Here is a 24,487-nt window from a genome sequence, read left to right on the forward strand (position 1 = left end):
CTGAACAGGCTGACAGCAGCCTAAGCCGCCGCACCTATTATGATTAGAATTGAAAACAAGCCTCAGCGATAAGGCCAAGGCTTGCGGATGACGATAGAGACAGGCGCTTCCACCTTACTGAAGCGGACTGGACAGCAGGCTGAGCTCAGGGTTGTTCTCCAAGGCCTGTTTGCAGTAATCGCAAGTAACCTTTACCGTGATCTCACCTTCTGAATCATACGCTATGATATCTCTGCGCTCCGCAGGGGTCAAAGAATGCAGACCAAGCTGCGCTTCTGTGATATTACTTCTATTGATGCTTCCCAGAAATGTCCGGCAGTGCCTGCATACGTAGTGTATTGCCATCTATATGCCTCCTGAAGTTAGTATATACCCTTCAGTATGCCCCGGCCCGGCCGTATTTAGCCTAAAGATGCGGCGGGAGCGGGCGGCTAGCCATTGAATTTGGCCATGGTCTGTTCAAAGGTATGCTGCAGGCTGAACTCCAGGGCATCACAGGTATCCAGGATCATGGTCTTCAGCCTGTCTCCGTCTTTCTTGGGAAAGGTAGAAAGCACATAATCTACAATAGCAAAGCCCGGTTCAGGACGGGAGATCCCCATCCGCACACGGTTGAAGCTTTGCGTGCCTGTATGCTGTATGATCGACTTGATTCCGTTATGGCCTCCGGCACTTCCCTGATAACGCAGCCGGATTTTGCCGATTTCTGTATCAAGATCATCATAGACAACGATCATATCCTCTAAATTCACTTTATAATATTCCATATATGCACGAACCGCTTCTCCGGACAGGTTCATAAAGGTCATGGGTTTGATCAGAACTGTCTTGACTCCCCCGATGACGCCCTCACCGATTACGGACTTGCACTTATTCTGGTTAAAGGTGATTCCGTTTCTGGCCGCTAGCTCGTCAAGCGCCATAAAACCGACGTTATGCCTGGTTTTGGCGTACTGCGGTCCCGGATTTCCGAGTCCAACAATCCATTTCATGATGGCCTATCCTTTCCATCCGGTTCTCTTAAGCAGAAGAGTTCCGTTTTTGGTACAATGAATTTTATTAGGCTTACTTCTAGAGCAGCCTAGGGCCACTTTACTCCAAAGACAGGTGATGAACGATGCCACATCAGGGCGACATCTTAACGCTTCAGCGCCATTTCCAGTACCACATCCAATATGCTGTGCCTGTCGAAATTTACAGAGACAATGTGCACGTAGCCATCGGTGTAGTTACAGCGGCGGATGAAGGCTTTGTTGAGCTGCAAGGAACTCTTTACAACCGCAGCCTGTTCACCTTTATCTCCCGGCCAGGGTATTAATGCCGCAGCAAAGCTGGGGGTCATCACGCCGACAAGGGTTACATCTTCCGTTACGGAGGTGTAACCCTTTTTGAATATAGGCGGGAACGGCAGTCATATCACTACAAGAGCACTACCCGAATACTATTCGATTTCGAACAATTTGCTGATGGACAGCTCCTCATGAACACGAATAATCGCCTCACCCATAAGTGGAGCCACGGACAACACTTTGAGCTTCGAGGTCGGATTGCTGCTGCGGATTGGAATGGTATCCGTCACGATAATTTCTTTGATTGGTGAATTTTCCAGACGTTCATGCGCAGGTCCAGACAATACCGGGTGGGTACAGCAAGCATAAACTTCCTTCACGCCGCCTTCCATCAAGGCATTGGCTCCCAGTACAATCGTTCCGGCCGTGTCGATAATATCATCGATCAGAATCGCTGTTTTGCCTTCGATGTTACCGATAATATTCATGACTTCGCTGACATTGGGTTCCGGACGGCGTTTGTCGATGATCGCCAGAGGTGCGTTAAGGAAATCGGCAAGCTTTCTAGCCCGCACAACACCCCCATGGTCCGGGGAGACCACAACCGGATTCTGGATCTGCTTCGAACGGAAATACTGGGCAAGAATCGGGACACCCAGCAGATGATCCACCGGAATATCAAAGAAGCCTTGAATTTGCATGGCATGAAGGTCCATCGTGATAACACGGTGAGCTCCTGCTTTTTCGATCAGGTTCGCTACCAGCTTGGCCGTAATTGGATCACGGGAACGCGCCTTGCGGTCTTGACGAGCGTATCCGTAATAAGGAATAACCACATTGATGCTTTTCGCGGAAGCGCGTTTGAGCGCGTCTACCATAACCAGAAGCTCCATCAAATTGTCGTTAACCGGACCACAAGTCGACTGTACGATATAGACATGGCAGCCCCGGACACTCTCAGACAGCTTGACCTGAATCTCCCCGTCGCTGAAGCTTGTGGTATGTGATTCACCCATCGGAATTCCGATATAATCAGCAATTTGACTAGCCAGCTTAGGATTGGAGTTACAGGTGAAAATCTTTAATTTGGAATCGCAATAAGTCATAAAATATAAACCCTCCGTGACGGAATTTAGCTTCCAAGCAGCGCCGGTAAAGAGATCTCAGCTCTATCCGGCGCTTTGGCAGTGGCCCTTACGATTGACTTGACTGGTCTTTCTTTGCTTTGGCCCGGGAGCGGATCTTCTCGGCATATCCCGGCTTGTTCTCCTGTCTTACTCTGGCAATGGCCAAATCATTCTCCGAAACAGATCTTGTGATTGTCGACCCTGCAACAACAAAAGCGCCTTTGCCTACGGTGACCGGTGCAATCAGATTCACATTGCTGCCGATGAAGGCATTATCTTCAATTGTCGTCTTGGATTTATTAAATCCGTCATAATTGGCAGTAATTGCACCACAGCCAACATTTACATTCTTACCTACAGCGGCATCGCCGACATAGCTCAAATGCGATACTTTGGAGCCGTCGCCGATCACTGCATTCTTAATTTCCACGAAATCGCCTATTTTGACTTCCTCACCAAGTACAGTGCCCGGACGCAAATAGGCAAAAGGCCCAACGGTAGTCCGTGCGCCGACTTGTGCCTGATTCAGTACGGAATGCTTCACCTCAGCGCCGTCCATAATCACGCAGTCTTCGATTTCACTGGAAGGCCCGATCACGCAATCTTCACCAATGACGGTTTTGCCTTTCAGCTGGGTACCCGGATATAACACGGTATCTGATCCAATGATGACATCGGCTCCTATATAGGTGGAAGCCGGATCAATGATGGTTACACCGTTCAGCATATGCTGCCGGTTGATGCGCTGGCGCATGTAACCTTCTGCTTCGGATAAAGCCAAACGGTCGTTAACGCCGATAGACTCCGCAGCGTCATGAGCCTGATATCCCAGAACGATATCACCCTGTGCCCGAAGTATGCCGATTACATCTGTTAAATAATATTCCTGCTGGTTATTACTGTTGGTGACCTTCTCCAGCGCCGCGAACAGCTTGGCATTATCAAAACAATAGGTACCTGTATTAATTTCGCCTACAGCTGCTTCCTCAGCGGTGCAATCCTTCTGTTCCACAATCTTCAGTACACCGCCGTCTTCCCCGCGGATAACCCGTCCATAGCCTGCAGGCTGATCCATCACAGCAGTCAGTACAGTTGCTGCCGCATGCTGCCCTTCGTGCAGTGTCATAAGCCCTTCCAGCGTTTCCGCCATGACCAGCGGTGTATCACCGCAAATCACGATGGTTGTGCCTTCCTCGCTGCCGATAAGATCCTTAGCCTGTTTGACGGCATGACCGGTACCCAGTTGGGTTTCCTGCAGCACATATTCCGCATCCTGGCCTATATGGGCTTTTACTTGCTCTGCGCCATATCCGACAATAACGACGGTACGCTGGCTTCCGGTCGCTTTAACTGTATCAAGTACGTGCCCTACCATCGGTTTGCCACAGACGGGGTGCAGCACTTTATATAATTTAGATTTCATGCGCTTGCCTTGACCTGCGGCAAGTACAACAGCCATTCTTTTCAAGAATGCCAACCTCCCACTTCTTGAGCTCACTACTGAATATATCTCATATCGGGAAAAAAGAAAAGAGAACCATGTGAGCATGGTTCCCTTTTCTTCGAACCCCAATTAAAAACGGCTTGACCTTACGCCGCCCTGGGAGGGCAGCTGGACATCAGAGTCAGCTTAAGGCTTAAGCTCCCTCTTCGATGACCTCTTCTTCTTCCGTAGCGGCGCGATCGTACTCGGCCAGAACCGCAGATTGAATCTTCTCGCGTGTTCCCGAAGAAATCGGGTGTGCGATATCGCGGAATTCGCCGTCCGGTGTACGCTTGCTGGGCATAGCAACGAACATCCCGTTATTACCGTCGATGACTCGAATGTCATGAACAACAAACTCGTTGTCGATTGTAATGGATGCGATTGCTTTCATTCTCCCCTCAGAGTTGACGCGGCGGAGTCTGACATCCGTAATTTGCATGTGTGTGTTCACCACCTTTTTCCATCAGAGACTTGGTGTATAATTCCACACAGCAAAGCGAATTCCTTCTTTTTGATTCCAAAAAATGCCTGATAATGAAGATTATTTTTGCGCAACCATTGATTTCGACACCATTCGCGGGGTTTTCTAATAATCCCTTACGATTTCGACATTTTACTGTTTCTTAACGCAAAGTAACTGTCCAGCTCAGGAGGAGAAGTAATTACCCGGATACGCTGAAATCCGCCGCACCTTGGAATCCACCTCATTCAGCTTCACCAGAGATACATAGTCATGCAAAAGACGTTCTTCCGTCTCCACCGCACCTGATTCCACGAGTACACCTACACCGGCCACTTCGGCATTGAACTCGCCAAGCAGATCGACCATACCGCGTACGGTACCGCCGGCCTTCATGAAATCATCCACGATCAGCACCCGCGACTTCTCACGCAGCGCCCGCCTCGAGAGCGACATCGTATGTATGCTCTTGTGCGAGCCCGATACATAGTTGATGCTAACCGCAGAGCCCTCGGTCACCTGATGGTCACGGCGCACCAGCACCACCGGCAGCCCAAGCTGTGCAGCTGTTGCATAAGCCAGCGGAATGCCTTTGGTTTCCACGGTCATCACTACATCAATCTCTACCCCGTAGAAAGCCGTTGCAATGATCTTTCCGGCCTGTTCCATCAGAGAAGGCAGCCCCAGCAAGTCAGACATATATAAATAACCACCGGGCAGAATCCGGTCGCTCTGCTCCAGCTGTCCGCACAAACGGTTAACGAAAGCCAGCGCCATCTCTGTTGGCATTCTAGGAATATAACGCACCCCGCCTGCCGCTCCGGCCAGTGTCTGCAGCTCACCCATGCCTTCGCCTTCAAATACTTCTTTTATAATAGCCAAATCTTCGCTGATGGATGACTTTGCCGCACCATACCGGTCTGCAAATGTTGACAGCGACAGCAGGTCATGCGGTTTCTCAAGCAAAAATTGGGTCATGTCTACCAAACGTTGGCTTCTTTTAAGTTTTTTCACGGAATGCTCCTCGCCAAAACCGAATATTATTATAAAATAATATCACTTTTGTACGGATTTACACAAGAAGAAACGGCTGCTCTGCCTTTGACAGTTGCTAGCCGTTTCTCTGGAAGCTCTTCAGCTCAGCGAACGTACCGCGTAAACTTCCTTACAGAATCCGCGCAGTCCATTGTAAATTCTGGCTACCTTCGACTGTTTGGATACCAGACCGAAGACGGTCGGTCCGCTGCCGGACATCAGCACTCCATCTGCACCCAGCTTCATCATGGCTTCCTTCAGCTGCTGCACCTCTGGATGGAGCTTCAGCGTCACATCCTCCAGGACGTTGCCTAGCCCCGCACAGACTGCGTTGAAGTCGCCCGCTGCAATGGCCTCCTGCATCCGCGTTGCCGACGGATGCACCGCAATGTCATTCGCCCGTACACGTCCGTACACCTCAGCCGTCGATACATTAATCGGTGGCTTCGCCAGGACGACCCAGCACTGCGGCGGATTCTCAATCGGAGTCAGCCGCTCGCCTCTCCCCGTTGCCAGGGCAGTGCCTCCTGTGACGCAGAACGGCACGTCCGAGCCCAGCTCGGCGCCCAGTTCCTGCAGCTCCTGCGCCGGGATACCAAGGCGCCAGAGCCTGTTCAGGCCGCGCAGCGTTGCTGCCGCATCGCTGCTGCCGCCGGCAAGGCCGGCAGCGACCGGAATTCTTTTGTCCAGATGGATATGTACACCGCTCTTCACATTATAACGGTCTTTAATAAGCCTCGCAGCCTGAAAGGCAAGGTTCTTCTCGTCGAGCGGAATATATCCCGCCTGGCTTGATATAATAATCGAGTCTCTCTTCATCTCTGATAGCTCCAAACGGTCCGCCAGATCCACCATGGTCATAATCATTTCCACTTCGTGAAATCCGTCAGGCCGCTTGTGAAGCACATCCAGCATCAAATTGATCTTGGCCGGCGCTTTCTCATACATTTTCAAGGCGTTCACCCACCTTCAGCTTTTCCCGTAAAAACAACTTAACATATTATATGAGAAACTTGTAACGAAGTCCATTATCAAAAGTTTGGACAGGCCAAAAAGGGAAACGCCGCAAGGACGGTTCCCCTTTTTTATTACCATTTTTCAGCACATAAGCGGTTAAGACTTCCGGGCAGCCTGCTCGGCAAGCTGAATCGCCCTCTTCACCATATTCCCTGCATCCTGGGCCCGGATTCCACCCCAGCCGTCCCGCTCTACCGTTTCGTAGAATCCAAGCTCCTTAGCCAATTCCGTCTTCAGTTCCTCCGACATCATGCCTCGTTTTCTGCGGCTCATTAGCGGAATTCCTCCTTAGGGTAGTAGATGATTAGCTTATTGCTCCTTTAGTATGCTGTACCGGGGCAATGATCATTCAACCCGCGAAGAAACCGTTCACACTGTTGTTATATTCACAAAACAAAAAACAGCCCCCATAGGAGACTGTCCGTAACACTTAAGCCTTAATATACATAATTCGCATTTGCCCATCGTCTTCGCAAACTGTGATCTCCACAGACTCCGTAAGAATATCGGCATAGCTATAGGAGACACGCTTGAAGGTTTGCTGCTCCTGATCCAGTTTGACAATAAATACAGAAGGGTACGTTTCTTCCAGGACACCGGTGCGTTCAACGGTCTTACGACGTCCACCGTTTGCACGCAACGTGATCTTATGACCGACGTGAGCTTCGAGACTGCGTTTAATTTCCAACAGCGCGTTATTAGCCATTACCTGACGACCACCTCTTTCCTTGTCCATTATACAACTTTTCACAAACATTGTCAAAGCAAATAAATAATTATAGATGATGCCAAAAAAGTTGTCAACGGAATTTTTTTAGAACGAAAGACTCCCAGCCGAGGCGCCTTGTTATCGGTAATAATATACCGGAGGCTGTCGCCGCCTGTCCGGCTTCCACAACAAAAAAAGGAAAAGAAAAGCGTTATGCTTATCCTTTCCTTTTTTTGTTCCTGCCATTCTGGAAAATTATTGCGTACGGCTATTCCGGGACCATGATACTATATCGCCGACGGGGTAACTTTCAGCGCGGAAAGATTCTGCAGGCGAGGCATTCCAATCCGGAAGCTGCCGCGTGTCTCTATTCCGCCCATTCCCTGGTTGCCGCTGATGGTATGATTCAGTACATCGCCTAGACTGACAGTGTCACGGATCGAGGTAAAAGAGGCTTTGGCTGCTATATAGACCGGATCCAGCGCATGAATCAGGATTCTCCCCGGTGAGCTGGCAAAATTGGCCCCCGCCCCCAGCAGTGCCTCAAAATGCGACTGGCAGGCTCCCGCCACAATGGTCAGGGCATCAAAGTTCCGTTCATATTCCCTTGCAACCCCAATAGCAGCCACAAAGTTCTGCGAATTTTTGTAGCTGCTAAGACTATAGAGATCATAAGTATGCGGCTGTTTCAGCACCCCGTCGTGGCCAGTTATAACTACGATATCCGGACGCACACGAGGCAGAAGCCGGTATAATGTCTCCGCCATTTTGGACTCATGAACATGATGCCCTTCCGCGGGAATCCGCAGCTGTTCATACAAGCTAAGACTTTTGTTCAAATAAAGCGCATCGCCGTCCAAATGCAGCACTTTGCCCGGCACCTCGAAATAAGCCGCCTCCTTGGGGGATTGCGGCCAGCCTCCGGCAACAGTTTCTCCGCTGCGCTGGCTCTGTTCCTGACGGTCCTTACGCAACCTTGTCAATGATTCCTTTGCTTTGATCTGTGCCTGCTGTCCCCGTTCTGTAATACGGGTAGGCGGCACTTGAACCAAGTCGTCCAGGGGAGCATCCGCCAAAAGGCGGAATTCTGTGCCTTTGATTACAGCTCCACTCTGCACGATGTTCTCCACCCGGAAAGTTACATCTCCACCATAAGATTTGCGGACGACCAAGTCTCCTAAATTCATGACAACACCACCTCTATCCCCATCGTATGGGCAAAGGTCATGGTTGGTTCTTCAACAGCCGCATTTTCAAAAGATAAAGCGCGATGTTTCACGCTGCATACTCTAGGCGATTCCTGCCGCCAGCAGCACAGCGCTAAGCCGGGCGTACTCCGCAAGGCTCAGCGTCTCCCCGCGGCGGGTTGGCTCTATGCCAGCCTCAGCCAGCAGCGCCTCCAGGCGTTCACGGCCTTCTCCAGGGAAGAAGCGGGCCTTGAGATTGTTTGCTATTGTCTTACGCCGCTGGGTGAAGGAAGCCTGGACCACCTCAAAGAAATGCTTCTCATCAGCTACATCCACCGGAGGACGTTCTCTGACCTTCAGCCGGATTACAGCAGATTCCACATTCGGCTGCGGGATGAAGACCGTACGCGGCACAATACAGACCAGCTCAGGCTCACTGTAGTACTGCACGGCTATGCTGAGGCTTCCATATTCTTTGCCGCCCGGAGAAGCCGCCATACGCTCAGCAACCTCCTTCTGGATCATTACCACGATATTATCCAGCGGAAGTTTCTCTTCCAGCAGTTTCATCAGTATAGGAGTTGTCACATAATACGGCAGGTTGGCAACCACACTTACTTTGTCGACGGTTGCAAAATCCTCTGTGAACAGTTCCTGGAGGTTTACCTTCAGCACATCATCATTGCGAATTTTGACATGCGGGTACGGAGACAGTACATCCCGCAGAATCGGAATCAGTCTGCGGTCGATCTCTACAGCAGTCACCGCACCCGCAGCCATGGCCAGCCGTTCAGTAAGTGCTCCGATACCCGGACCAATCTCCAGGGCGCCCGCAGAGTCAGTTAATTCTGCTGCGTCCACTATTTTATCAAGGATATTCTGGTCGATCAGAAAGTTCTGTCCCAGACTTTTTTTGAACGAAAAACCGTAGCGCTGAATAATTTCTTTGGTCCGTACTGGCGATGAGATCTTGTTATTGCCACTCATGAGGTAATGCCTCCCTGATCAATTTGTGCGAGAGCTCCGGAGAATTCTTCCCGCGTGATGCCAAACATAGCCAGCCGCTTGTATAGCTGTTTGCCGTTACAATACCCGATGCCAAGCACGTTGCCAAGCGCCATCCTGCGCTCAGCCGCTCGCGAATGCACCAGCATGCCCGCCTCCATAAGATCCTCCAGCCCAATAAGGGCAGGGGCCCCCTCAAAGGAGGTATGTACATGCTGCAGCGCATGACGGATCGCTTCCGGTGATGCATTCTCAACACCGATATCCCCCTTGCGTGTGGCATCCTTCTCCGGGATGAATGCATGCTTGCAGCCTGGCACCTTGGAGGAAACAATCTTGCGGATGCGTTCGCCGGCATGATCGGGATCCGTAAGGATGATCACGCCTCTGCGTTCCATTGCCAGCGCTATCTTGGCGATAACCTTGCGGTCTACCGCTGAACCGCCAGTCTCTATCGTATCGGCCTCCACCGCCCGCTTGACGGCAACCGTATCACTCTTGCCTTCCACCACAATTAATTCCTTAATCATACACGTTGCTCCTTCCTGTAAAACACAAAAAGAAGAGGATTCGCTCCCCTTCTTTTTGGCTAAAGAATGTATAAGTGATGAGCGGCAGCCCGTTCTGTCAGTGCTACCCTCACTATAGCTTATAAACCGTTAATTTGCAAAAGCGGACCACGTTAATTCAACTCCGGCTTCACTGGACCGATCACATAAATAGTCCGGGACTTGCGGCCGAAATTACGGGCATGGCTCAGTGAATCGTAATAAACATCTAACTTGTTGCCTTTGATGGCACCGCCGGTATCCTCTGCTCGGCGAAACCCTAATCCCTCAATGTACACCCACCAGCCGATAGGAATTACATTCGGGTCCACAGCTATTGTCCGGCCTTCTGTTACGCGTGTGCCAGAAGCCGTGCGGGTCCCAATGCCTGGCTCTTCCGAAGAATAGGCTGTCATCGACACATTTTTGATCATCTTCTTGTATTGGAAATCTACGCCTGCCTTGTGCACGACGTTACTGCTTTTTGCGGAAACTTTGGTTGTTTTGGATGCCGTACTTTTTTTGGAAGTTGTCACAGCAGCTACAACGGGCTTTGGCAGGGGCTTCGTACCAACATAAACAATTTTATGTTTGGTAACCGTCTGTACTTCCTTGCCAATCATGCGCATAGAGACCAGTTCTCCATCTTGGTAGACCTTCTCGATATGCTGGACCATGACGCCTGGTGCGCCTAACTGTGCCACTTTTACGGTCCCCTTGTTCAGGGAAGGATCTGAGGTCTTAATGACCTGGAATGGCAAATTATGCTTCCGCTCTACAATTTGCTTGTTGATGCGGACAATTTTAATTTCCATGCCGGCCGATACTGTGGTGTCAAGCGAAGGGTATATTTTGTCACTGCTCTCCAGGCTTAAACCCAGTTTGCTAATGGCGTCACCGATAGTGTCTTCGGTGGTGTACATTGTTTTTGTTGCTCCATCCGCAGTGAGACTAAACTTCTGTGCACGATTGATCACGACACGGTCGCCGTCCTGTATCTCATCACTAAGGCCAATAGATAATTCATCATGCGGCTGCAGCGAAATTTGTTCCTTAGCCAGCACATCACTGAGCAGCGCTTCGCGCGTTTCCAGCGTCTGTACTTTCCCGTCTATTACTAAAAATATCTCTTTCTTGCTCTGACCGTGTACGTACAGCAGAATGAGCAGCGCGATAACGATTGATACCGCACCTGCAAGCGAAAGTAAGCGAGGATTCACTTGCTTCCACCGTAATGCGAAAGACCTGCTGGATGATTGCGAATCATGGGATACTTCTGGTTGGAATACGCCCACTCTCTCCATCCTCCTTACATAGCCCCGTCGTCAAGTTGTATATCAAGGTGACTGAATGATTGCTGACGAAACTAGGTTTGAGATTGCAACAGGATACGCCCGCATTGCTTTAGCGTTTCCTGCTCATGGATCGCCTGCCCGGCATAATTACTCCAGATACCTGTTATATAACAGTATGCTGGGAACATTCGCATTATTCAAAACAAAAAAAGCCCAAAAAAGAGTTCACAGAGGACTCTTTCGTGGCTTCTCCGGATGTCAGAATACGCGGGAATGTTTATGCACGAGGTTTCCTCTCTTACTTGCGCTTACGGGGTTAGCTGTCGGGTTCGGGCATAAGAGAGACGCCCTATCTTAGGTCACCCGCTCACGGCGGTTGCCCTCAAATTCACCCCAAAGACCACGTGAAGAAATCAAATAAATTCTGCGGCATTTCTGTGTTGTACTCTATGTACGGACATGCGGCAGGCATTATTGGTTCCCCCGTTCTCCATACGGAGACTCAGCGAGACGATCCATGATTCAGTGACTGTCACAGTAACAACAGCTCACTGCACTGAAAAGATGATATCCTGTTTTGATGCATGTTGTAAAGGACGATTCAACCACGTTTACGCAAAAAAATGATTAAAATATTGTAATATTCAGCCGTTTTTAAATTAAAAAAGTTTAATATATCGGCTATACTTCATTTTTCACCGCTTTTACTCCCGATTTCAGACAATTCCAAATCGTTCCAGTGCGTTCGCATACGTAATTTCCGCCAATTCCTGTAAATCAATCCCTTTTATTTCCGCGGCAGCCTCTGCTACTAATCTCACATGTGCGCTCTCATTTCGCTTGCCCCGGAAAGGGTGCGGTGTCAAATAAGGCGAGTCCGTTTCAATCAGCAGCCGGTCCATCGGAGTCTGGGCCAGCACCTCTTTTGGCACTCTGGCGTTCTTGAATGTAATCGGGCCGCCGAAGGACAGGTGAAAGCCTAAATCCAGGCACATTTTGGCTATTTCCCAGCTTCCGGAGAAGGAGTGCATCACTCCGCCTATTTCATCAGCCTTCTCTTCACGGAGAATACGCACCACATCTTCATGAGCATCACGGTTATGAATACAAATCGGCATTTTCAGTTCACGGGCTAGTCCGATTTGTTTGCGGAACACTTCATGCTGTACCTCTTTGGGAGAGGTGTCCCAATAGTAATCCAACCCAATTTCTCCGATGGCGACTACTTTTTTATGACTGCACAGTGAGGCGATCCACTCGAGATCACCGTCCCTCATGTCTATGGCATCCTGCGGATGCCAGCCGACGGCTGCATAAATATAGTCATAGGTTTCAGCAAGCTTCATGGTCGTTGGGATTGTTTCCCTGTTAAAGCCAATATTAATCATTTTGGTAACTCCTGCCTCGAGCGCATTGGCGATTACCCTTTCGCGGTCCTCGTCGAATTGCGGAGCATCCAGATGGGTGTGCGTGTCGAACAATTGCATGTTACATCCCCTTTTCTGTCATAATTTCTATGATGAATTCCAAGTATTTTTGGATTACTTTGCAAAGATTTCTGCGATTGAAGTAGGCAGCATTGGAAGGGCTTTCTGCAGCTTATCCTGTGGAAAATACAGGTGATAACGGCCGCGGTGAATTCCGCTGATGGAGCGTACGATATCTGAAACTTCAGAGATCTCCCTCAGTTTGTCATGGCGGTCAAGCAGCAGAATCTGCTTGCTGTCAAAGCCTTGTCCCGGACGAAACACATCATAGGGCAAATCTGTTGGAAAATCAATTTCCAGATCATAATCGGCATCTAGCCCTGCCACGGCAAAGCTGCGACGTATTTCGTCAATCGTCTCGGAATCAAGGTTCTCCATCTCTACATATTTATACAGTTTACGATGAATAAACCGGCTGCACAAGTCGCTTAACAACTCATCCTTCTCCAAAGTCCACTGCATGAAGGCGGTCTGGATCATAGCTTCGTCTAGCAGCAGATATTGCTCCACCGTGACCTCTCCGCGGAACAAATCACCTAAAGGATCAATCATGAACCGGAATTCATAACCGCTCTGGTACAGTTCTTTGGCTCTGCGGAAAATTTGCCGCAAAATAATTTCGGAACTGCGTGTGACCGGGTGGAAATATACCTGCCAGTACATTTGATAGCGCGACATTAAGTAATCCTCGATGGCGTGCATCCCTGACTCCTTAACCACTACCCTTCCATGGTATGGGCGCAGCATTCTTAGAATCCTGTCAATATCAATCGTCCCATAGTTTACTCCCGTGTAGTATGCATCGCGGAGCAGATAATCCATGCGATCAGCATCCAGAGGGCCGGAAACCAAGTTGACTACAATTTCATGCTCATAAGTTTTGGAGATTACCGATGCTACCTTGCCGGGAAAATCCTCTGCCACATCCCGCAGAATCGCGGTGATCTCCGTGTCCTCCAGAATGATCCGGCAGGTCCAGTCTTCATGGTTCATTTCAAAGGCTTCTTCTATAGAATGGGAGAACGGGCCATGCCCCAAATCATGCAGCAGCGCTGCACATAGAGTAAGCAGGCTCTCCTCCGGCATCCAATCCTTATACCCGCTTCGCTCGAACTGCGAAATGATACGGCGTGTAATTTCGTAGACACCCAGGGAGTGTGAAAATCGGCTATGCTCTGCACCGTGAAAGGTTAGATAGGAGGTGCCAAGCTGACGGATGCGCCGCAGACGCTGAAATTCCTTGGTATTGATCAATCGCCAGATAATTGTGTCCTGCACGTGAATATAGTTGTGAACCGGATCTTTGAAAACCTTCTCTTCTGTCAGCGGTTGCTTCATGTGTTCAACTCCTTCGAATAATATAATTAGAAATAAGAGGTAATAGGTAGTATAATAATGAATTATGTCGCACTTTGTCGAATTGTGTCATTTTATCGTTTTACAAATCGACAATTTAATTTTATCTGCATTTGTATGAATTTATGTGTAATGTAGGCGATATAAAAGTTTTATTAAAAAATTCCTTAAAATTAGCCTCAAAAAAGGTTGACTGTTTTGGGAATGGTTGGTATTATAAATATCATAAAACGGTGAACAATGTCGAATAATGACGCTTTTGAACATTGAGAGGAGCAACGATTGTAATGATGAAATCAACAGGAATTGTAAGAAAAGTAGATGAGCTTGGACGGGTTGTTATTCCGATCGAATTGCGCCGTACCCTGGGCATTGGAGAAAAAGATGCGCTCGAAATTTACGTGGACGGTGAGCGGATCATGCTTAAAAAATACGAGCCAGCTTGCATTTTCTGCGGCAATGCTGAGAATGTAACCTATTTCAAAGGAAAAATAGTTTGTCATGAATGCATTTCTGCTATCCCTACCCCTGTGACAAACTAGAACAAATAGGTTATAATAGGAACTAATCAAATTGTTAATTCTAACCTTTTTATATCTCCTTGGCCTCCCGTTGATGCGGGAGGTATTTTTTATGCTTTTTTACCCTCCCAAACCCTCCCTACAGGGAGGGCCCCAAGGGCCCCGGCCCTCTGGACACCCGGAAGCTTGTCTAATTTGTGGCCGCGCGTAAAGGAGTAACTGTGACGGTGGACCGGCCCTCTTTCGGGCACGCCCTCAGGGCCTTGCCATCCGAGGGATTTCGCCATAGGCCGTGCGCCTATGGCGGCTGCGCGAAGGCGCTGCCCTGCAACGGTTGGGCGATAAAGCCGCTCTCCCTGCGGGAATCGCTTTACGGTAGCACGGGCCAGTGACTTTAGCGGTTACTGGCTGCTGGCTGGTGAGCTGCTTTTTCTGCTTTTGCCCGCTCTCCCTACGGGAATCGCTTTACGGTGGCACGGGCCAGTGACTTTAGCGGTTACTGGCTGCTGGCTGGTGAGCTGCTTTTTCTGCTTTTGCCCGCTCTCCCTGCGGGAATCGCTTACGGAGGCAAACGCCCTTTACTCCCTGTCCAACAATGCATTGTAAATATCGCGTTTGGCCAAGCCACGGTCTGCGGCGGCTTTTTTCATAGCTTCCTTCCGTGCCATTCCTGCGTTTTCATAGTGAGCGACATGCAGCTCAATGCTGAGCTCACGCCACCAGGAGGATTCAGCAATCTCAGCCTCTTCTTTGCTTTCCCCTTCAACCACGATTACATATTCGCCAAGCGGCGGATGTTCGGCCAGCCAAGCAGAACATTCCTCAATCGTGCCGCGCAGAAACTCCTCATAACGCTTCGTCAGTTCACGGGCCAGCACCACCCGGCGGTTGCCGAATGCCTCCTGCAGATGAACCAAGGTTTTGGCTACCCGGTGCGGAGATTCATAAAACAGCAAAGTCCCCTGCACAGAACGAACAGCGGATAATACACTACGGATATCCTTACGCTCCCTGGGCAGGAACCCGACAAAGGTAAAGCTTGTAGTCGGCAAGCCGGAGGCAATCAAAGCTGACAAAGCCGCGTTAGCTCCGGGAATTGGAATGACCGGAATATGGTGGCTGACAGCCAATGCTACAAGATCTGCTCCAGGGTCGGAAATTGCCGGCAGACCGGCGTCGCTGACAAGCGCCAAATTTTTACCTTCTATTATATAGCGGATCAGTTCCGGTCCACTGGCAGCCTTATTATGCTCATGATAGCTGAACAGCATGGAAGGCGTAATTTCAAAATGGCTCAGTAACTTACGCGTCTGTCTTGTATCCTCGGCGGCAATAATATCACATTCTTTTAAAGTGCGGACTGCACGGTAAGTCATATCCTCCAGATTGCCGATTGGCGTAGCGACCAGATAAAGACAACCGCATCCTGGCGGTTTAATTCCATCATTGTTGTTTTGAAAGCTGCTTTGGCATGTTATAGTCATCATTTACCCTCTTTGTTTCCATAATAAATATCCATAATTTCTGGACAGTATTGATTGTCCTCATTATATACGATCAGCGGCGGTTGTAAACGCACCTCAGGCTTTCCATCGCGTGCAGCTTCAATCAATACCATATTGGCTTCCAAATGTGCTCTTGGATGCACGAAACGAATCAGCTTCGGCTCCAGTCTGTTTTGTCTCATCAGGCTGATAATATCTACCAGACGCTGTGGCTTGTGTACCATACTTACCTTGCCTCCGGTGCGAACCAGTCTTACACATGCCTGAATCACCTCTTCCAGCGTGCAGCCAAGCTCATGGCGGGCCATCGCCTGATGTGTATTCAACTTGAGATCGCTTCCGTTAAGCGGCATGTACGGCGGATTAACGGTAATCGCATCGTATACACCGTATCCAGCCTCATTATGCAGTTCGCGTAAATCCCCTTCTTGTATCTTAATCCGCTCCTGCAGTCCATTTAAGGCTACACTACGGCGTGCCATATCCGCCAGACGCGGCTGAATTTCAATACCTTCTATAGAAGCTTTGGTTCGTGTAGTGAGCAGTATCGGAATAACTCCATTGCCAGTACAAAGATCAAGTACTCTGCCGCGTGGCGGTATACCCGCAAACCGGGCCAGCAGTACGGCATCCATTGAGAAGCTGAACACTTCATCACTCTGAATAATCCGCAGATCATGAGTCAATAAATCATCCACCCGCTCTGTTGGCAGCAGTAGAGGAACAGGTATTTCGTTAGAAAAATTCGTCATTGTAATCTCCTAAAAGTTTTGTTGAGCCTATGCTTCAATGAAATTCTTCGAAACAAAATTCGCTTCGTAAGCATAGACTTAGTTTTGCCTGAGCATATACTTCAATGAAATCCTGCGAAACAAAACTCGCTTCGGAAGCATACGCTTAGTTTTGCCTGAGCCTGTGCCTTTCTTTCATCAGTCTACGCCCTTAAATTCAAAAAAAACCGTAGGCGTAAATCTCCTACGGCTGGATATCCTCATTTATTAAGAAAAGAAAGACAGAACAGACAATCACCTTCTGTGCGCAAATGGCCGAAATAGACATTGCAGATGTGAAAGCCTTCATGATACAGCCGGGCCAGATTGTCATAACCTTCCCCAACTACCTCTTCTGTTCCCTCTCTGGCGGCCAAAAGAGCTTCCGCCTCCGCAGTATCAACGGCAGGGTCCAAAGGTGCGTCCCTCTTCAATATTTTGCGGAGCTGTTCATTCTCCAGACTAAGCCTTTGATTGGCTTCCATCAGTTCCTTAACCGTCTGTTTCCAATCTCCGAGACTTGCGCGCATGCTTTCCATCTGCGCTTCCATCTCCTGCATGTGTGCAAATATATTTATCTTCTCCAAGTTTCCACCCCGAAAGTAACCTTATATGGTTTACTTGACGACAACATCATCCATTGGAAGTTCCTTAACTTTGCCCACTTCAAACAGCTGTACATGAACCGTGCGGGTTCCGGCATTAATTCCTACCACCTTGCCGTCACCGAGTGAGGTTACGACAATCTTGCCTACCGCCGGCATTTCTTCCTTCGTGCTTTCGTAATTATCATGCTCAAACTTCAGGCAACACATCAGCCGTCCGCACAAACCCGAGATCTTTGTCGGATTAAGCGAAAGGTTCTGATCCTTAGCCATCTTGATCGACACCGGCTCGAAATCTCCAAGCCAGGAGGAGCAGCACAATACTCGTCCGCAAGGCCCCAGACCACCCAGCATCTTAGCCTCATCACGCACACCAATCTGCCGCAGCTCGATCCGGGTACGGAAAATACTTGCCAGGTCCTTGACCAATTCGCGGAAATCGACGCGTCCCTCGGCAGTGAAATAAAAAATAATCTTATTGCGGTCAAACGTGAACTCCACATCCACTAGCTTCATTTTGAGCCCATGATCGCGAATTTTATTTAAACAGGTGGTAAAAGCTTCCTTGGCTGCACCTTTGTTCTCTTCAACCACACGTGCGTCGGTTTCTCCGGCAATACGCATGACCTTCTTGAGAGGCAATACAACATCCGCTTCCTGCACCTCTTTTTTGCCAACGACAACTCTACCGTATTCAACCCCTCTTGCCGTCTCAACAATAACGCATTGATCGCGTTCAATCGGGAAATCAAGCGGATCAAAATAATATATTTTACCCGCTTTTTTGAAGCGGACACCTACTACGCTGTACAAAAATTAACCCCCTTGTTTGCCGGTAAAGGAACCCTTAAGCAAGTCCGCTCTCTGATGATCCATGCTTGTCCTTCCTTATCCGTTAAACCCATACTTCCAGGCTGAAGCGACATATAGAGGATATATCATAACTAACCCTTTAACTTTCCAGTCGGATTAAGAACTGCTCCAGACACAGTTGGGCATTGGCATTGGACCGGAGCCTCCGCTTGCTCTCCGCCGCGAATTCCATATAAGCCACCCATTGTTCCGTACTCCGCTGACGGGCATGTCTGGAAATAAAGTCTAACTGATCTATGAAAACGATGCTTTCGTGTCTTCGGTACAGGAAGTAAAGCATATCTTTAAACCAAAGATGGAACATGCTGAAAAGAATATCCAAATGTTCACCGAGCCCGGCCTTGAACAGCTTCTGCCCTACGGTTGCTACCGCAGTGCTGCCTTTGCCCAAAGACTCCTTAGCTAATTGTAACACTAGATTTCTCATTTCTGCAAACCAATTCTGTGCCAAAAGTTCCCTGCAGCCATCAAGACCTGAAGTCAGCGATACTGCACACCGGGCTAGCGGCACAGGAACCCCCTCGCCGGATAACGCCTGGAGCATAATATCCGGATGCAGCGGGCTAAACGGAATACGCTGAGTCCTTGACTGAATCGTTGGTAGCAGGGAACTGCTATTATCGGAGATTAAAATGCCTACTGCCGGAGCAGGTGGCTCCTCCAAAAATTTGAGCAGACTGTTGGCGGCTTGCACCGTCATTTTATCCGCTCCTTCTATAATATAAACCTTCGGGTTAATTCCTTCCGATCGGTAAGAAAAAACACGCTGCAGCTCACGGATCTGATCGATCTTAAGACTTGCCCCTTCGGGCTTCAGCAGGGTTAAATCCGGATGGTTGCCATGCTCAACCTTGCGGCATTCCAGGCATTCACCACAGGCATCGTCCTGGAGTACGGTGCAAAATATGGCTTGCGCGAACATCAGTGCTGTCTTCATTTGTCCGCTCCCGGAAGGTCCGGTGAACAGATAGGCATGACTGACCGCTTCTTTGCGCAATGCATTTTGCAGCAGGCGTTTGGCATCCTCCTGGCCTAATATATCATGAAAAGGCATAAATTCCTCCAACTCTTTTAAAAAGCAAGATTAATCAGCATTCCGCGGATCTCTCCAACCCGTCCCAGCAGATCAATACGGCCATGCTCACTTTCCAGCAAGTCATCCGCCAAGTTCAGCAGCGCGGCATCGATCTCCTCCAGCAGTTTATACCTTTTACTCCTGCCGCGACGGTCCCAGCCCTTCGTATCCTTCAGAATGACTCCGCGGCGCGCAGTCTCCTCCAGAAACTTTTTGATCATATTGCGGTAAATCGCCAGCTCGCGGACCGTCATGGATTTGGATAGCCGATCGCCCTGCTGCTGGATATCTTTAATCTGGCGGTTAAGCTCATCTATCGTTTTCTGTTCACCCTGCTGATGGAATACATCAGTGAATGATTTTTGCTGAACGGGCCTTCTACCTTCTTCGTTAGTCGGCAGCTCGCTTTTTAGGGGCCTGTAGCCCGGATTGATTTTCAAAGGTATCTACCGTCCTTATCATGGGATTGCACCGGTATTATGCTCAATAATGCTCAAAACGATCAACAGGAAGCACGAATACTGTTGCTCCGCCTACCTGTACCTCTACAGGAAGTGGTAAATATGAATCCGTCGTACCGCTCATAGGAGTTACCGGAGTAACAAGCTGCTCACGCACCTTGCAGCTATTTCGGATAACACTAAGTACAGCATCTACCTGAGTATCGTCTACACCAATCATAAATGTGGTATTCCCTGCGCGTAGAAATCCGCCTGTACTGGCCAGCTTGGTTGCACGGAAGTTTGCCTTGACCAGCTCACTGGACAACCGGTTACTGTCTTTATCCTGGATAATTGCGATGATTAAGTTCATCTTCGTTCCCTCCTAAAAGTTTTGTAGGCGATACATTGGGGTGTTACCTCTCCAAAGGTGATGTGATAAGTTCACACCTAAGTAATATTAGACAAAGCGCGCTAAAAATCCTTTAAAATGCGCTCCTTCAGCGTACGAACGATATCCTGTTCAACCATATGAATCGGACGATTGGCATCAAGGACAACAATCCGCTGGGGATCTGATGCAATAACGAGCTGATACCCTTCACGAACCTTTTGGTGAAAAGCCATGTTTTCCAAATCAAGGCGGTTCACTTCCCGTTCCTGATTGGCAGCGATCCGTGACAGCCCCACCTGCGGGTCCACATCCAGATAAAAGGTTAGATCCGGCATCCGGTTCCCAATAGCAAAGCGGTTAATGCTCCGGACCTCTTCAATGCCAAGTCCTCTCGCATAACCCTGATACACGAGACTGCTGTCTACGAACCGGTCACAAAGAACGGTAATCCCGTCCTTGAGTGCAGGCTCAACTACTTCCGCCAGATGCTGGCTTCTTGCCGCTGCATACAGCAGCGCTTCCGTCCGGGCATCCATAGCAGTATGGGCGGGATCCAGAATGATGGATCGGATCTTCTCGGCGATTTCAATCCCCCCGGGTTCACGCGTAATCCGGTAGGGCATGGAGTGATTCTGCAAATATGCCGCCACCCGGCCCAGTACTGTTGTTTTTCCCGAGCCATCGCCTCCCTCCAAAGTAATGAAGAAACCTTCTCGTGCCACTTATACTTCTCCGCCCTTCTGAATGTTGTATACCTTGATATGCTGTAATACCGGATCAGCGCAGGCCTGAAATTTGGCTCCGCCTTTACTGAGACCACTCAGCCGGCTGCATATAGCTTCGGTTATTGCTTCGCCCGGATATAGCAGTGGAATGCCCGGCGGATAAGGAATAACCATCTCTGCCGCCACTCTTCCTATACTATATTCTAAGCGGACGCTTTCTGTTTCACTTTCAAGCACCGGCTGCAATGAAAACGGAACCGGATCAGAAATCAGAGACGTGGGGAAATTGTTCCACGTGGAATTATTGTTGTGAGGAGTTATGCTTCCCTCTGCCTGACTGTCAGTGAAGGCTGCTGCAGGTGCTTGGTCCGCAGCAGCCTTAAAAACCGCAGATGCCGGACCAGCAGCAGCCCCAGATGCCTGCGGCACCGGGCATGGCATGTCCGCATCAATCTCCTGCAGCGCGCACAGCAGCGCTGCCGCATCTTCTGCCTTCGAGCCGAGGCTGAAGGCCAGCACTACGTGCCGGGCATCGCTCATCTCCGGCACGATGCCCTTCTCCTCGAGCCTGCGCTGCAGCTCGAAGCCCCCCAGGCCCCCGGCGGCGTCATAAATGACGGCCTTGAAGGGGTCCTGCATGCTGTACGCCGCCCCGCTATGCGGCGGCGTTCCCGTGCCGGCGGCTGCGCCTGCACCGCCGGAAGGCTGCAGCGGCACCGCTGGCTGCAGCAGCCCATAACGCGGCAGCTGCGCCAGGCCGTGCCGCAGGACGTCTACGGCGGCGAGCCCCGCCGTGAAGGCATTTGCGCGCTGGCTGTGCACCAGCCGCCGGGCCAGATCGAGCGAAGCCATCACGGGGTAGGATGGGCTGGAGCTCTGCACCATCGCGAGCCGCTGCCTAAGCAGGGTGCGGTCAAGCCGCGGGCCCTGCACATGCAGCATGGCGCCCATGGTGAGCGCGGGCAGCATCTTGTGCGTGGACTGCACTACGCCGTCCGCGCCGCACATTAGCGCCCCGGCCGGCAGCTCGGGGTTCTGTCCGTAGTGCGCCCCATGCGCCTCGTCAACCAGCAGCGGAACACCGCTGTCGTGACAGATCTGAGCGAGGGGCGCCAGGTCGCTGCCCATGCCGTAGTAATTCGGCATGGTGACCAGCACAGCTGCGGCTTCCGGGTAGGCTGCCAAGGCAGCCTGCACCGTCTCAGCCGCAGGAGCGACCGCAAGGCCGCTGTCCGTATCCAGCAGCGGCTCCAGAAAAACTGCCTGGACACCTGCCAGCATTAGTCCATGAATGACCGATTTATGCACATTGCGCTGCAGAATCATGGTCATCCCCGGCTGGGGGCATACCGTCAGGATGAGGGCAAGATTACCGGCAGTGCTGCCGCCAACGAGAAAAAAACTCTCTTCCGCCCCAAAACAGTCCGCTGCCAGCTCCTGTGCTTCCTTAATCACCCCTTCAGGATGATGAAGGTCATCTGTTCCGGAAATCTCTGTGACATCGTATTTCATGATCTCATTTAGATATCCTGCGCCCCCGAATCCGCTATAGGCCTCACCATTCTTATGGCCCGGCACATGATAAGATATATTACCCTTTACTCTATATTGTTCCAACATTTCGTATACAGGTGCCCTGCCAGGCTGTAAATTGTTCATGATCTATTCCTTCCCTGGGGGTTACCTTCTATTTTAACGCAAATATGTGCAAACGCCTATTATTCTGGACAAAAGCCTCTTCACAACAACAAAACGGCTCCTCCCGCCCTTTAAGACGGGGAAGCCGTTATATTGAAGCCTTCTTATGCAGCCAACGCGACACATAACCACCGCCTGCTCTTTTTACCCCATCTTCATTCCATACCTGTGTTCTGCTCAAGCGTTCTTCTGCAATCCGATCTTCTTCATCCGTCCAATAAAAAAACGGTATTTGGCATCTTCCGCCTCTGTATGCACCATTTCACTCTCACAATCCTCACAAATGAAATGCGAGACAATCACAATACCTTCCTCTTTCACTTGTCCGCAAATGATGCAGGGCTGTCCGGGTTGCTGTTCCATTACCATCCCACCTTGACTCTTTTAAGAACAGTATGTTACACCTTCTATCATTTTAAACCCTTTCATAGTTTTTTCCTATCCTTCAAGGCTTATAATATATATATTCCGTCATTTGTCTAAAGGTGAACCTGATGCTGAAGTTTAATAAATTGCTGTCATTCGCCGATATTAGTAACATGAGAACTAAGTGAGGAGGTCAAACCTTTCTTTATGGAACCTAACACCAAAGGCGCAGCCACATTCTATCAATACAAGCTTATCAAAAAGATTAATCTCACGCCTGTTAAGCTACGGATATATATTGCGCTCCCCCTCTTTTTCGTAGTGCTGGAAACAGTGTTCCTTTCCTGGTGGAGTATCCTGTTCATGATTATTGCCGCACCTGTTGTGATATGGATTCAATATGTAATCTCGCGGTCAGTTCTGGTCATTACCGGGCATCCCATCGCCAAGCGGTGGAGATTATCCTATCGCCTGCCATGGCTTGGTTATATGCCTGATCAATACATCAGCTATGGTATCTTCCGTAAAGTGCAGATGCATAACTTTTGGATCGGCCTGTGCATCGCCGCGCTGTTTATTGTATGGTCTCCGCCGGCATTTACAGTATCCTTGATCATCTGTCATCTATGGGTGCTCTTCCCCCGTCTTTATACGCTGCTGAGACTAAATCGTGAAGAGAAAAATGGTATGCTTAAGTTCACATCCACTGATGTTTCTTATTACTCTCAGTAATCAACAAGCCACATACATACAGCTATGAAATGCTCACACTACAATAAATAACCGCCGTCCTAATAGACGGCGGTTATTTATTTACTCTCCAGCTCTTTAACTATGTTTTCTTCTCCTTCGGAATCATCACAACGAAATAGTCATCATGGATCGTTAGGTGAACTGTGAGTCCATCCTTTTCAAAGACTCGCGAGCTTCCTGAGTCATCATCCTGTTGTTCTTCCCATCCCCAAGCCTTGATGGCTTCCAAATAAGGCTCTGCTACGCCATCCTTTTCTTTAAGTCCGGGCAATGAATAACGAACATAATCCATAGCGACATTGGTAGTGGTCCGATCAGGAGAACTGGCGTCCTTAGGTACCGGAAAGCTTTTTTCGTTAAGCGCACCCTCAAAGGCATCCCAGGCAGGCTCTTTCGTACCGCAACCAACCAGCATTACACAAACTATAGAAACAATAAATAATATCCACATGGGCCGGGTTCGCTTCATACCTTAAATCCTCCTTACCTCTACCATGCATCTAAAGACGCAAGAAAATTCAAATTTAGAATTTATCAGTAGTTCATTCGTATTAAGGTTCTTCTTAATATTTGCACTTTTCTATTATACTTTGATCTGCTGTGGCTTCGGTAACAAAAATGTCACTCCATTGTAAGCGTTTTATAAATATATGCTCCTCTATACCTATCTCTTACACTCTAAATAACAAAAAAGCCACTGTTGAGAAACTCAACAATGGCTTTGTGTGCTTGGCGGCGTCCTACTCTCCCAGGACCCTTCG

29 protein-coding genes and 1 riboswitch are annotated in these 24,487 nt (G+C 49.4%); of the genes, 3 read left to right on the forward strand and 26 right to left on the reverse strand.

The genetic code is table 11. The features are described from left to right. Nucleotides 1-114: 114 nt before the first annotated feature. A complete protein-coding gene (fin, locus tag AC3WT9_RS32565) occupies nt 115-345 on the reverse strand; it encodes an anti-sigma-F factor Fin (protein WP_341089025.1) in 231 nt (76 codons plus the stop codon). Nucleotides 346-431: 86 nt separating this feature from the next. Then, on the reverse strand, nt 432-992 hold the full coding sequence (gene pth, locus AC3WT9_RS32570) for an aminoacyl-tRNA hydrolase (protein ID WP_341089024.1): 561 nt from the start codon (nt 990-992) through the stop codon (nt 432-434). 125 nt (nt 993-1,117) lie between these two features. Here pth and AC3WT9_RS32575 point away from each other — a divergent pair, with 125 nt between their 5' ends. Continuing rightward, nucleotides 1,118-1,318, forward strand: coding sequence for a hypothetical protein (locus AC3WT9_RS32575; RefSeq protein WP_038584374.1), 201 nt, complete (start codon nt 1,118-1,120; stop codon nt 1,316-1,318). 123 nt (nt 1,319-1,441) lie between these two features. Here AC3WT9_RS32575 and AC3WT9_RS32580 read toward each other — a convergent pair whose 3' ends face one another. The 13 genes from AC3WT9_RS32580 to AC3WT9_RS32640 all read right to left on the reverse strand — a co-directional run bounded on the left by AC3WT9_RS32580 (nt 1,442) and on the right by AC3WT9_RS32640 (nt 13,983). Then, nucleotides 1,442-2,395 carry a ribose-phosphate diphosphokinase gene (locus AC3WT9_RS32580; protein ID WP_019914487.1) on the reverse strand — a complete coding sequence of 318 codons (954 nt, stop codon included), beginning with the start codon at nt 2,393-2,395 and terminating at the stop codon, nt 1,442-1,444. An 88-nt stretch (nt 2,396-2,483) separates the two neighbouring features. Beyond that, a complete protein-coding gene (glmU, locus tag AC3WT9_RS32585; protein WP_341089023.1) occupies nt 2,484-3,884 on the reverse strand; it encodes a bifunctional UDP-N-acetylglucosamine diphosphorylase/glucosamine-1-phosphate N-acetyltransferase GlmU in 1,401 nt (466 codons plus the stop codon). A gap of 169 nt (nt 3,885-4,053) precedes the next feature. Then, nucleotides 4,054-4,341: a septation regulator SpoVG gene (spoVG, locus tag AC3WT9_RS32590; RefSeq protein ID WP_020425826.1), complete on the reverse strand. Its 288-nt coding sequence runs from the start codon at nt 4,339-4,341 to the stop codon at nt 4,054-4,056. A 207-nt stretch (nt 4,342-4,548) separates the two neighbouring features. Further along, a complete protein-coding gene (gene purR / locus AC3WT9_RS32595; protein WP_038584367.1) occupies nt 4,549-5,376 on the reverse strand; it encodes a pur operon repressor in 828 nt (275 codons plus the stop codon). 120 nt (nt 5,377-5,496) lie between these two features. Beyond that, nucleotides 5,497-6,351: a 4-(cytidine 5'-diphospho)-2-C-methyl-D-erythritol kinase gene (ispE, locus tag AC3WT9_RS32600; RefSeq protein ID WP_340895699.1), complete on the reverse strand. Its 855-nt coding sequence runs from the start codon at nt 6,349-6,351 to the stop codon at nt 5,497-5,499. Nucleotides 6,352-6,510: 159 nt separating this feature from the next. Then, nucleotides 6,511-6,687: a small, acid-soluble spore protein, alpha/beta type gene (locus AC3WT9_RS32605; RefSeq protein WP_019914492.1), complete on the reverse strand. Its 177-nt coding sequence runs from the start codon at nt 6,685-6,687 to the stop codon at nt 6,511-6,513. A gap of 157 nt (nt 6,688-6,844) precedes the next feature. Then, nucleotides 6,845-7,120, reverse strand: coding sequence for a biofilm formation stimulator Veg (veg, locus tag AC3WT9_RS32610; RefSeq protein WP_019914493.1), 276 nt, complete (start codon nt 7,118-7,120; stop codon nt 6,845-6,847). 290 nt (nt 7,121-7,410) lie between these two features. Further along, nucleotides 7,411-8,310: a sporulation peptidase YabG gene (gene yabG, locus AC3WT9_RS32615; RefSeq protein WP_038584361.1), complete on the reverse strand. Its 900-nt coding sequence runs from the start codon at nt 8,308-8,310 to the stop codon at nt 7,411-7,413. A 102-nt stretch (nt 8,311-8,412) separates the two neighbouring features. After that, on the reverse strand, nt 8,413-9,297 hold the full coding sequence (rsmA, locus tag AC3WT9_RS32620) for a 16S rRNA (adenine(1518)-N(6)/adenine(1519)-N(6))-dimethyltransferase RsmA (protein ID WP_341089021.1): 885 nt from the start codon (nt 9,295-9,297) through the stop codon (nt 8,413-8,415). Continuing rightward, a complete protein-coding gene (gene rnmV / locus AC3WT9_RS32625; RefSeq protein ID WP_341089019.1) occupies nt 9,294-9,845 on the reverse strand; it encodes a ribonuclease M5 in 552 nt (183 codons plus the stop codon). Before rnmV ends, rsmA begins: the two co-directional genes overlap by 4 nt. Nucleotides 9,846-9,997: 152 nt before the next feature. After that, nucleotides 9,998-11,158: a resuscitation-promoting factor gene (locus tag AC3WT9_RS32630; RefSeq protein ID WP_341089017.1), complete on the reverse strand. Its 1,161-nt coding sequence runs from the start codon at nt 11,156-11,158 to the stop codon at nt 9,998-10,000. Nucleotides 11,159-11,448: 290 nt separating this feature from the next. After that, a riboswitch (cyclic di-AMP (ydaO/yuaA leader) is annotated at nt 11,449-11,676 on the reverse strand. Between the two features lie 198 nt (nt 11,677-11,874). Then, nucleotides 11,875-12,645, reverse strand: coding sequence for a TatD family hydrolase (locus tag AC3WT9_RS32635; RefSeq protein ID WP_341089016.1), 771 nt, complete (start codon nt 12,643-12,645; stop codon nt 11,875-11,877). Between the two features lie 54 nt (nt 12,646-12,699). Then, nucleotides 12,700-13,983 (reverse strand): HD domain-containing protein, encoded by a 1,284-nt coding sequence (locus tag AC3WT9_RS32640; RefSeq protein WP_341089014.1) that lies wholly within the window; start codon nt 13,981-13,983, stop codon nt 12,700-12,702. Between the two features lie 305 nt (nt 13,984-14,288). Between AC3WT9_RS32640 and AC3WT9_RS32645 the strand changes: the two genes are divergently transcribed. Then, nucleotides 14,289-14,543 (forward strand): AbrB/MazE/SpoVT family DNA-binding domain-containing protein, encoded by a 255-nt coding sequence (locus tag AC3WT9_RS32645; protein WP_019914502.1) that lies wholly within the window; start codon nt 14,289-14,291, stop codon nt 14,541-14,543. A 557-nt stretch (nt 14,544-15,100) separates the two neighbouring features. On the opposite strand, the gene rsmI is transcribed toward AC3WT9_RS32645, so the two are convergent. The 10 genes from rsmI to AC3WT9_RS32695 form a co-directional block, all read right to left on the reverse strand. Next, nucleotides 15,101-16,006 (reverse strand): 16S rRNA (cytidine(1402)-2'-O)-methyltransferase, encoded by a 906-nt coding sequence (gene rsmI / locus AC3WT9_RS32650; RefSeq protein ID WP_038584344.1) that lies wholly within the window; start codon nt 16,004-16,006, stop codon nt 15,101-15,103. Beyond that, nucleotides 16,006-16,779 (reverse strand): tRNA1(Val) (adenine(37)-N6)-methyltransferase, encoded by a 774-nt coding sequence (locus AC3WT9_RS32655; RefSeq protein WP_341376979.1) that lies wholly within the window; start codon nt 16,777-16,779, stop codon nt 16,006-16,008. The genes rsmI and AC3WT9_RS32655 overlap by 1 nt, the downstream gene beginning before the upstream one ends. Before the next feature lie 239 nt (nt 16,780-17,018). Then, nucleotides 17,019-17,384, reverse strand: a complete 366-nt coding sequence (gene yabA / locus AC3WT9_RS32660; protein ID WP_341089011.1) for a DNA replication initiation control protein YabA — start codon at nt 17,382-17,384, stop codon at nt 17,019-17,021. Between the two features lie 30 nt (nt 17,385-17,414). Next, entirely contained in the window at nt 17,415-18,215 is an 801-nt protein-coding gene (locus AC3WT9_RS32665; protein WP_341089010.1) for a PSP1 domain-containing protein, read from the reverse strand. A gap of 139 nt (nt 18,216-18,354) precedes the next feature. Then, entirely contained in the window at nt 18,355-19,329 is a 975-nt protein-coding gene (gene holB, locus AC3WT9_RS32670; protein ID WP_341089008.1) for a DNA polymerase III subunit delta', read from the reverse strand. A gap of 17 nt (nt 19,330-19,346) precedes the next feature. After that, nucleotides 19,347-19,790: a YaaR family protein gene (locus AC3WT9_RS32675; protein ID WP_341089007.1), complete on the reverse strand. Its 444-nt coding sequence runs from the start codon at nt 19,788-19,790 to the stop codon at nt 19,347-19,349. Nucleotides 19,791-19,833: 43 nt separating this feature from the next. Continuing rightward, a complete protein-coding gene (gene darA / locus AC3WT9_RS32680) occupies nt 19,834-20,163 on the reverse strand; it encodes a cyclic di-AMP receptor DarA (protein ID WP_038584327.1) in 330 nt (109 codons plus the stop codon). Nucleotides 20,164-20,264: 101 nt separating this feature from the next. Next, nucleotides 20,265-20,906, reverse strand: a complete 642-nt coding sequence (tmk, locus tag AC3WT9_RS32685) for a dTMP kinase (RefSeq protein ID WP_341089005.1) — start codon at nt 20,904-20,906, stop codon at nt 20,265-20,267. After that, the gene (locus AC3WT9_RS32690) at nt 20,907-22,568 is read right to left on the reverse strand and encodes an aminotransferase class I/II-fold pyridoxal phosphate-dependent enzyme (RefSeq protein ID WP_341376978.1); all 1,662 of its coding nucleotides are present in this window, start codon (nt 22,566-22,568) and stop codon (nt 20,907-20,909) included. A 216-nt stretch (nt 22,569-22,784) separates the two neighbouring features. Further along, nucleotides 22,785-22,970 carry a sigma factor G inhibitor Gin gene (locus AC3WT9_RS32695; protein ID WP_038584317.1) on the reverse strand — a complete coding sequence of 62 codons (186 nt, stop codon included), beginning with the start codon at nt 22,968-22,970 and terminating at the stop codon, nt 22,785-22,787. Between the two features lie 210 nt (nt 22,971-23,180). On the opposite strand from AC3WT9_RS32695, the gene AC3WT9_RS32700 reads away from it, so the two are divergent. Further along, the gene (locus tag AC3WT9_RS32700) at nt 23,181-23,705 is read left to right on the forward strand and encodes a hypothetical protein (RefSeq protein WP_076113617.1); all 525 of its coding nucleotides are present in this window, start codon (nt 23,181-23,183) and stop codon (nt 23,703-23,705) included. 100 nt (nt 23,706-23,805) lie between these two features. On the opposite strand, the gene AC3WT9_RS32705 is transcribed toward AC3WT9_RS32700, so the two are convergent. Continuing rightward, nucleotides 23,806-24,195: a hypothetical protein gene (locus AC3WT9_RS32705; RefSeq protein WP_341089002.1), complete on the reverse strand. Its 390-nt coding sequence runs from the start codon at nt 24,193-24,195 to the stop codon at nt 23,806-23,808. Nucleotides 24,196-24,487: the final 292 nt, after the last annotated feature.

Source organism: Paenibacillus sp. EB106-06-01-XG199, assembly GCF_058791575.1.

Coding starts and splice junctions, on each gene's coding strand:
- fin (WP_341089025.1), bottom strand. CDS start 345: ATGGCAATACACTACGTATGCAGGCACTGCCGGACATTTCTGGGAAGC.
- pth (WP_341089024.1), bottom strand. CDS start 992: ATGAAATGGATTGTTGGACTCGGAAATCCGGGACCGCAGTACGCCAAA.
- AC3WT9_RS32575 (WP_038584374.1), top strand. CDS start 1,118: ATGCCACATCAGGGCGACATCTTAACGCTTCAGCGCCATTTCCAGTAC.
- AC3WT9_RS32580 (WP_019914487.1), bottom strand. CDS start 2,395: ATGACTTATTGCGATTCCAAATTAAAGATTTTCACCTGTAACTCCAAT.
- spoVG (WP_020425826.1), bottom strand. CDS start 4,341: ATGCAAATTACGGATGTCAGACTCCGCCGCGTCAACTCTGAGGGGAGA.
- AC3WT9_RS32605 (WP_019914492.1), bottom strand. CDS start 6,687: ATGAGCCGCAGAAAACGAGGCATGATGTCGGAGGAACTGAAGACGGAA.
- veg (WP_019914493.1), bottom strand. CDS start 7,120: ATGGCTAATAACGCGCTGTTGGAAATTAAACGCAGTCTCGAAGCTCAC.
- yabG (WP_038584361.1), bottom strand. CDS start 8,310: ATGAATTTAGGAGACTTGGTCGTCCGCAAATCTTATGGTGGAGATGTA.
- rsmA (WP_341089021.1), bottom strand. CDS start 9,297: ATGAGTGGCAATAACAAGATCTCATCGCCAGTACGGACCAAAGAAATT.
- rnmV (WP_341089019.1), bottom strand. CDS start 9,845: ATGATTAAGGAATTAATTGTGGTGGAAGGCAAGAGTGATACGGTTGCC.
- AC3WT9_RS32635 (WP_341089016.1), bottom strand. CDS start 12,645: ATGCAATTGTTCGACACGCACACCCATCTGGATGCTCCGCAATTCGAC.
- AC3WT9_RS32640 (WP_341089014.1), bottom strand. CDS start 13,983: ATGAAGCAACCGCTGACAGAAGAGAAGGTTTTCAAAGATCCGGTTCAC.
- AC3WT9_RS32645 (WP_019914502.1), top strand. CDS start 14,289: ATGATGAAATCAACAGGAATTGTAAGAAAAGTAGATGAGCTTGGACGG.
- rsmI (WP_038584344.1), bottom strand. CDS start 16,006: ATGACTATAACATGCCAAAGCAGCTTTCAAAACAACAATGATGGAATT.
- AC3WT9_RS32655 (WP_341376979.1), bottom strand. CDS start 16,779: ATGACGAATTTTTCTAACGAAATACCTGTTCCTCTACTGCTGCCAACA.
- holB (WP_341089008.1), bottom strand. CDS start 19,329: ATGCCTTTTCATGATATATTAGGCCAGGAGGATGCCAAACGCCTGCTG.
- darA (WP_038584327.1), bottom strand. CDS start 20,163: ATGAACTTAATCATCGCAATTATCCAGGATAAAGACAGTAACCGGTTG.
- AC3WT9_RS32690 (WP_341376978.1), bottom strand. CDS start 22,568: ATGAACAATTTACAGCCTGGCAGGGCACCTGTATACGAAATGTTGGAA.
- AC3WT9_RS32695 (WP_038584317.1), bottom strand. CDS start 22,970: ATGGAACAGCAACCCGGACAGCCCTGCATCATTTGCGGACAAGTGAAA.
- AC3WT9_RS32700 (WP_076113617.1), top strand. CDS start 23,181: ATGGAACCTAACACCAAAGGCGCAGCCACATTCTATCAATACAAGCTT.
- AC3WT9_RS32705 (WP_341089002.1), bottom strand. CDS start 24,195: ATGAAGCGAACCCGGCCCATGTGGATATTATTTATTGTTTCTATAGTT.